This is a genomic window from Dubosiella newyorkensis, assembly GCF_001945605.1.
In the GTDB taxonomy this organism is placed as follows: domain Bacteria; phylum Bacillota_I; class Bacilli_A; order Erysipelotrichales; family Erysipelotrichaceae; genus Dubosiella; species Dubosiella newyorkensis.
Window position 1 is genome coordinate 39,245 of record NZ_MPKA01000045.1, and the last position, 6,371, is coordinate 45,615.

Annotated in this window: 9 protein-coding genes; 5 read left to right on the forward strand and 4 right to left on the reverse strand. The window is 42.3% G+C overall.

The window, feature by feature from the left end; genetic code table 11:
* Nucleotides 1–12 precede the first annotated feature (12 nt).
* Nucleotides 13–294 carry a metal-sensing transcriptional repressor gene (locus BO225_RS02695; protein WP_198936083.1) on the reverse strand — a complete coding sequence of 94 codons (282 nt, stop codon included), beginning with the start codon at nt 292–294 and terminating at the stop codon, nt 13–15.
* A 103-nt stretch (nt 295–397) separates the two neighbouring features.
* Between BO225_RS02695 and BO225_RS02700 the strand changes: the two genes are divergently transcribed.
* Together BO225_RS02700 and BO225_RS02705 are read left to right on the forward strand one after the other, a co-directional pair.
* Nucleotides 398–778, forward strand: a complete 381-nt coding sequence (locus tag BO225_RS02700; protein WP_143356747.1) for a hypothetical protein — start codon at nt 398–400, stop codon at nt 776–778.
* Nucleotides 775–1,377, forward strand: a complete 603-nt coding sequence (locus BO225_RS02705) for a hypothetical protein (protein ID WP_076340746.1) — start codon at nt 775–777, stop codon at nt 1,375–1,377. The genes BO225_RS02700 and BO225_RS02705 overlap by 4 nt, the downstream gene beginning before the upstream one ends.
* Before the next feature lie 27 nt (nt 1,378–1,404).
* Here BO225_RS02705 and BO225_RS02710 read toward each other — a convergent pair whose 3' ends face one another.
* Together BO225_RS02710 and BO225_RS02715 are read right to left on the reverse strand one after the other, a co-directional pair.
* On the reverse strand, nt 1,405–2,415 hold the full coding sequence (locus BO225_RS02710; RefSeq protein ID WP_076340747.1) for a hypothetical protein: 1,011 nt from the start codon (nt 2,413–2,415) through the stop codon (nt 1,405–1,407).
* A gap of 4 nt (nt 2,416–2,419) precedes the next feature.
* A complete protein-coding gene (locus tag BO225_RS02715; RefSeq protein WP_076340748.1) occupies nt 2,420–3,811 on the reverse strand; it encodes a helix-turn-helix domain-containing protein in 1,392 nt (463 codons plus the stop codon).
* Nucleotides 3,812–4,043: 232 nt separating this feature from the next.
* On the opposite strand from BO225_RS02715, the gene BO225_RS02720 reads away from it, so the two are divergent.
* The 3 genes from BO225_RS02720 (at nt 4,044) to BO225_RS02730 (ending at nt 5,955) form a co-directional block, all read left to right on the forward strand.
* On the forward strand, nt 4,044–4,232 hold the full coding sequence (locus BO225_RS02720; RefSeq protein ID WP_076340749.1) for a hypothetical protein: 189 nt from the start codon (nt 4,044–4,046) through the stop codon (nt 4,230–4,232).
* On the forward strand, nt 4,229–4,978 hold the full coding sequence (gene gpmA / locus BO225_RS02725) for a 2,3-diphosphoglycerate-dependent phosphoglycerate mutase (protein ID WP_076340750.1): 750 nt from the start codon (nt 4,229–4,231) through the stop codon (nt 4,976–4,978). Before BO225_RS02720 ends, gpmA begins: the two co-directional genes overlap by 4 nt.
* Before the next feature lie 161 nt (nt 4,979–5,139).
* The gene (locus BO225_RS02730; protein ID WP_076340751.1) at nt 5,140–5,955 is read left to right on the forward strand and encodes a hypothetical protein; all 816 of its coding nucleotides are present in this window, start codon (nt 5,140–5,142) and stop codon (nt 5,953–5,955) included.
* 20 nt (nt 5,956–5,975) lie between these two features.
* Here the strand turns inward: BO225_RS02730 and BO225_RS12290 are convergent, their stop codons facing one another.
* A complete protein-coding gene (locus BO225_RS12290; RefSeq protein ID WP_158023777.1) occupies nt 5,976–6,125 on the reverse strand; it encodes a hypothetical protein in 150 nt (49 codons plus the stop codon).
* Nucleotides 6,126–6,371: the final 246 nt, after the last annotated feature.

Consider the following 6,371-nt stretch of genomic DNA (forward strand, 5'->3'; position numbering starts at 1 on the left):
TATATATCACCCCTATTTTAATTTTTTCATTAAATCCATCACTTCATCGAGCACTTTCTCATTGCCGTTGTTGATTTCATGAACGACACAGGAATGCAGATGTTTATCGAGCAGCGTATATCCGAAGGATTGCAGGGCAGATTCTAATGCGCCGACCTGGATCAAGATATCGCCACAATACCGATTCTCATCAATCATTTTTTCGATCCCGCTCAGCTGTCCCATCATTCGATGGAGACGATTTTTGAGTTTGCGGACGTCTTGCTCGTCGCGGATCACTGTTTTTTCTTCCACATCGATCACCCAGTTCCATAATATACCCCTTGGGGGTATAATGCAAGCGAGTACCTTTTTTTTAGGAGGTGTCCTAAAATACAATCAACAGGAGAAAAGCATCATGAATAAAGATTATTATACATTGCTTGTGTGGCAAGGGGTTTGCGTAGGCTCAACATTTTGGATTCCTGAGATTGGATGGATCTATTTTTTGATTGGCGTCGCTCTTTGTCTATTGGTTGAGACACTCGTTTCCAAGTATGCCAAAGACCAAGGCTTGCAAGTGTTTGGGACCCCATTCAAGGGGGATAAATATTTACAAGATGAGGCGCTTATGATCGCTCAGCTTTGTTTGAGCGTTCTTTTATGGGTCGTTTCGCTTGTTTTGTTGGGCACCTATGTGTTGTGGGGAGAATTTTGGATCGTGATGATCGTAGGGATCCTTGCCTTTTTGTTGTTTTGCGTCTTTTATAAGCAAAAACAAGTTCGGAGAAAGCGATGAAAAAAAAGCAGATCAAAACGGGTGTCGAGATCCTCATTTCGATCTTGGGTCTTTTGGCGCTTTACTGGATCGATCTATATGCGATCAAGATCCAGTTCAGCGAGCATTTGAACAAATTTGTGACGGTGCATGATGAAGTTTGGTTTCCGATCTTGAATGTGCTCGTATGCTTGATGACTAGCTACTTTCTAGGCCGCCTTTTTTCGTGGTCAAAAAATACGTGGGGGCTCGTGCTCGTCTTTTATTTATTTTTGTTGTGCGCGTGTGTTCCTAACTTGATCGTGGCCAATTCAGCCGTCTATTTGAGCGTTTCTTTCATGCGTTCGGCTCGTTTTTTTCAAGCGATCCTTCAAATCAAGAGCGTGATCAAAGCGATTTCTTTGTGTTTATTGGTGGTGGGCATCTTATTGAGGAAACAAAATCGGCACTCTCGCTATACGATTGGCTTTTTGTTCGCTAGCGCGATCCTTTCTTCGATCTTATATGAGTTTTCTACATTCGCCTATGCCTGGTATTTTTATTTAGGGATCCTAGGGATCCTTCCTATTCTATATTTGGCGATGCGTCAAAATGAGCTTCGTATTCCTCGAGGCAATTGAAAAGGCCGAACAGATTCCTGTTTGGCCTTATTTTTCTTTTTTATGCCACCAATTTTTGGAGTCGATTTCTTCCATATTCCAGTTTTTGCGTAGATTTTCTTCATAGCGTTTCTTTTCTTCCGCATAGTCCGCTTTCTTTTGTTGGATCTTTTCCCAAAAGTGTTGCTTGTCTTTTCCTAATGGAACGAAGTTGAGCGATAAGATCGAATGGGCGCGCCGAACCATATAAAAGGCGATGCAGAAGATCACGATCCCGCCCATGCTCGCGCTGAAGGCTAGGATCGTCTGTCGGGTTGAAAAAGGCGCGTTGGAGAACCAAGCGGTCTCAAAAGCTAAAAGCGATACGATCGAACAAGCAAAATTCAAAGCGCGCTTGCTTGTTAAAATGGGCGCGTCGATCTTACGGTAAACAAGGTGTCCGAATACGACCATGATCCATTGATAGATCGTAAAGAGACCCATCACATACAGAGTCAGCCCACGATACGAATACGCCTGTTGTTTTTCGAGCATAAAATAGGCGATCAACGTATAGGGGACTAGGAGCGCGATCAACAAATAGCCTGTCGCTCGATATCGCTTTAGATCTTCCAAAAATTGTTTTCCGCGAATTTTGTAGGTGCCATGGTAGCGGTTGACATACGACAACAAATAGAAACGGATAGCCGTCAATACACCATAATAGAAAGCGATCCCAATGAGCCATTCGCTTTGATCGATCAAGCCGAAGAAAAAATCGTAGCACGCGTTCAAACTCGTGATGAACATATTGAAATAGAGCGAGACAAAAATGCGGATGTTGACATCATTCACAAACATCGATGTCCATTTATGGCGGTTGAGCACGATAAAAAGGTCGCGTATGAGCTGCGGGCTGGCCAGCGCGCTGATGAAAAGCGTATAGCAGAATACGATCCATGTGATCCCATATAAGTTTTGACTATAATGGGCCGACAAAAATAAAGCTATGGAAACAAGAACGAAAAGGCCGATCCACTTTTTGGGAGGATAAAACAAAGCTTTGATCCATTTTTTCATTGCCTTACTCCAATAATCGTTTTAGAAGCTGTTTGGCCTCTTGGGGTGTATACACTAAATTTTCTGGGATATTTTCTAAATAGTCTTTGAACAAGAAGAGCACCTTTTCGTTGCGGATCCCTAAAAATACGGATTGCTTGTGTTCGTTGAAGATCTGCACATATCCTCTTGAAGGTGTGACCATCAGCTGGATGAGCGGGTCGATCCCGCCAAACATGCCTTTGAGCATCACATAGCCATATTCATCGTATTTATCGATCAATCGGCCAATGATTTCTTTGCGATCGCGCAAATTGAATGTATTTTCGGTCATAGAATCGATATCGCCTAGATAGCCAAACTTCATGAATTTTTGGATTCCTTCAAACGTAAACAAGAGTTTCGATGGATAGGCTTCTAGCTTGGCGCGGACGCAGTCCATATATTCGATCGATTCAGCTAGAAAGTCTGGATCCATGCCCATTGTCGTTTCTTTTAAAAGTTCTTCATCCAAAAGCGGATACAGAAATGGATAATACCGATAGGATACGACGCTTTCTTGATTATTCTGCCAATAATACAGGCTGTTTTTCATGATTTGATTCGATTTTGTTAGTTCCACATTGAAAGGGGTCGAATATTTTCGTTGCGCGTTAAAATGGGCATAATAGAGGCTTTGGATCTTTTCATCTTTGATCAAGATGGCATTCTTGAAATCGGAAGCGATCTGGATCAATCCGGCATGACTCAATATATAATACGGAAACGGGTACATGAAGCTATCCATGTCTTCATAGAAATAGTAGCTTTTAAAGTCGGTCGTTCCCATATAGATCGGGATCAAGTTTTGCAGCGTTCTTAACGTGCTGTTTTCGAGTTCCGTGTCTTGTTTTTGACGATTGATCCCAAATATATGTTCTATATGCAGCTGCCCGCCTTCTTTCTCATAAGAGCGAACAAGATTGGCAAGGATCGGAAAAGTAGAGGGCAAATACATGCATAGCACTTCTTTTTTGGTTTCAAAAAACATATTGTAGACAAGCTGCGCGAGATCAAGCGTATTCGAGATCGTCATTAAGTTGGGGAGCTCTTCGATCGTGCTCGTTCGAAAAAAGCGCAAATCGCCGATTCCTTCTTTATAGGAATCAAAAAAATTCGTCACGCTTTTTCTTCGAATATACACGTCTTTGCCGATGATCGTCATAAAATAGCTGTTGACTAGTTTTTCTCGTTCTTTTGGGCGCAGCTGCAAATATTCGGCGATCCGTAGCACAAGATCGCCAGAAGTCGGCTTTCGTTTTCCATTTAAGATTTGATAGAGGCTTTGAGGAGCGATTTGACAAAAGTCCGCCATTTCATATACGCGGACCGATTTTCCTTGGCTCACTTCTTCATATACTTCAGCAAATTCCTTCATGCTTTTATTTTATGAAAAAAATATTATTGATACAACAAAAAATGAGAATCCACCCCACATGGACTCTCACACCCATTGAACCAAGCGCTCAATTCTATTTTTAGTTTAGCTCATTCAATTTGAACTTACAAGATGTCGCAATTATTATCGCACGCAAGATGTTCTAAGTGTCTGAATAGGAAATCCAAGTTTTTCCGACTACAATAAAGTTAGTTCACAGAAAGGAAATCCCATGCAGAAAAATCAAATTTATGTGATCGCACTTGTTGATGTGATCTTGCTTATTGCGTTTGCGGTTCAAATGTATCGTTCCCCGTCTTGGCTCAATGGCGCAATTCTTGTCGTCGTGGGCATTAATTTGATCCAAGTCAAAGGCATGTATGATAAAGCCAAACAAAAAGAGGAGAAAAACAAACTATGAAAAAACTCGTATGCATTCGTCATGGAGAAAGCGAATGGAATAAAGAAAATCGCTTCACGGGCTGGAGCGATGTCGATCTAAGCGAAAAAGGACACAAAGAAGCGAAACAAGCCGGAAAGATCTTAAAAGATAAAGGCTATGATTTTGATATCGCCTATACTTCGTATTTGAAGCGAGCGATCCACACACTCAATCACGTATTGGATGGATTGGATCTCGATTATATTCCAGTAGAAAAAAGCTGGAAGCTCAACGAACGCCATTATGGCGCTTTGCAAGGTTTGAATAAAGCCGATACCGCCAAAAAATATGGAGACGAGCAAGTCTTGATCTGGCGGCGTTCATTCGACGTTCTTCCTCCGCTTTTAAAAGAAACAGATGAAAGAGCGCCTCGCAATGAAAAACCATATCGGAACGTGCCAAAGGACGAGCTTCCTTTAGGAGAAAGTTTAAAGACGACCATCGAGCGCGTCATTCCTTATTATGAGGAGACGATCAAACCGCATATCGAAGGTGGCGAGAATGTATTGATCGTCGCGCACGGCAATTCCTTGCGGGCGTTGTTGAAGTACTTAGAAAACTTGAGCGATGAAGAGATCATGAAAGTCAACATTCCTACAGGGATCCCGCTTGTCTTTGAATTCGATGATGACATGAAGCTTAAAGACCACTACTATCTAGCGGACGAGAAAGAGCTTCAAGCGAAGATGGATGCAGTCGCCAACCAAGGAAAAGCAAAACAGTAGAAAGCAAAATACAAATTCTTTTAAACCCATTGAGCGGTTCTGTCATCGATGATGAACACAACAACAGCGAAATGGGTTTTTCTATTTAACACTCTTCGGTTATAATTATTTAATAAGGAAATTATTTTACCAAAAGCAGAAGAAAGAGAAAGGAATACAGAATGAAAAGAATTCGATTTCTACTTGCCGTTTTGACCATCGCAACTATACTGAGTGGATGTTCTGGTGGTGAAAAATCAAAGCCGGAACCGGTGGCGAAGCTTCTGAAAGAGTTCGAAACCAAAGACCATCTCGATGGGACTGCTCTTGCTCGTTGGATGGATTGCGTGGCGCAAGCCACCATCACAGCCAATCCGGAAGGATATGCGATCGACATCGACAAAGGACTCCTTGGTTTCCAGACAATCTGGTGTTTTCAACAGGATGGATGGATTTACTATGTTCAAGATTTACAGAACGGGCCGGAACAACCAATTAGCGAGGCAGTCTCACTGGCGCGTACCGACGGGAAAACACAAACGAATATCAATCTTTCTCTGGATGTGAATGGAGTCATCTCATCGAATTCGTTTGAGCGCGACCCATACTGGAGTACAGTCGATTCGACTTATCAAAGATGTCCGCTAGTCGACGTGCTCTCCGCCGAGGGGATCGAGATCCTTCGATCATTTCCAGATCAGTTTTCAGGCAGTCTGAACCAGAGCGAGAACGAATGGACAATTACTTGGATGGCGCTAGATCCTGACGCGCTTTATGACAAGCTGAGCGGATCACGTTTTACAAAGTCGGGTTTTTCTACAAGCAGCCAATGCATCCATTCTTGGACCATGACGCAAGAAGGCGTCGTTTTGACGATCGAAACAACGGATATTCAAAATTCTTCTTCTAGAAGCGTAGCGAACGTCTGTTCTTTACGCGAAGAAGCGGAAAACAGATCGAGGATCGTCGCACTCTTTGATCAATATCCAGTCGAGTGATGAAATGAATCAAAATCTTTTTATTTGTTCTCCTTTCTCCATTCTATGATCAGCTCCAGGATGGAAGCGCCTAGCCAAACTGAACCAAGCACTTTGTTGTCTATTGCGAACATCAAAAAGGATAAGACAAGCCATAGGCATCCTAAAAGCCATGGTCCTTTCGCACTCATTCTTGATCACCTACTTTCGAATTTCACGCAATGTTTTCAAAAAGAATTCTCTTAGCAGATTATAAATTCCTAGTTCTATCTGGTACTATGTCAAGTTTGAGGACAACCTAAATTTCTGTTTTTTGACAAATCCGAAAAAATTTGTTCCGCTTTCCATTGACTACGGGTCCCTATCCCTAAGAACCCATTTCTTGTTGCTTTTCAAACTCCCAGCTCTTGCTGCGGCTTGAAAAGCCCCAAGCTTAT

Excerpts from the sequence above, each read along its gene's own strand:
- BO225_RS02700 (WP_143356747.1), top strand. The coding sequence starts at position 398 with ATGAATAAAGATTATTATACATTGCTTGTGTGGCAAGGGGTTTGCGTA.
- BO225_RS02705 (WP_076340746.1), top strand. The coding sequence starts at position 775 with ATGAAAAAAAAGCAGATCAAAACGGGTGTCGAGATCCTCATTTCGATC.
- BO225_RS02710 (WP_076340747.1), bottom strand. The coding sequence starts at position 2,415 with ATGAAAAAATGGATCAAAGCTTTGTTTTATCCTCCCAAAAAGTGGATC.
- BO225_RS02715 (WP_076340748.1), bottom strand. The coding sequence starts at position 3,811 with ATGAAGGAATTTGCTGAAGTATATGAAGAAGTGAGCCAAGGAAAATCG.
- BO225_RS02720 (WP_076340749.1), top strand. The coding sequence starts at position 4,044 with ATGCAGAAAAATCAAATTTATGTGATCGCACTTGTTGATGTGATCTTG.
- gpmA (WP_076340750.1), top strand. The coding sequence starts at position 4,229 with ATGAAAAAACTCGTATGCATTCGTCATGGAGAAAGCGAATGGAATAAA.
- BO225_RS02730 (WP_076340751.1), top strand. The coding sequence starts at position 5,140 with ATGAAAAGAATTCGATTTCTACTTGCCGTTTTGACCATCGCAACTATA.
- BO225_RS12290 (WP_158023777.1), bottom strand. The coding sequence starts at position 6,125 with ATGAGTGCGAAAGGACCATGGCTTTTAGGATGCCTATGGCTTGTCTTA.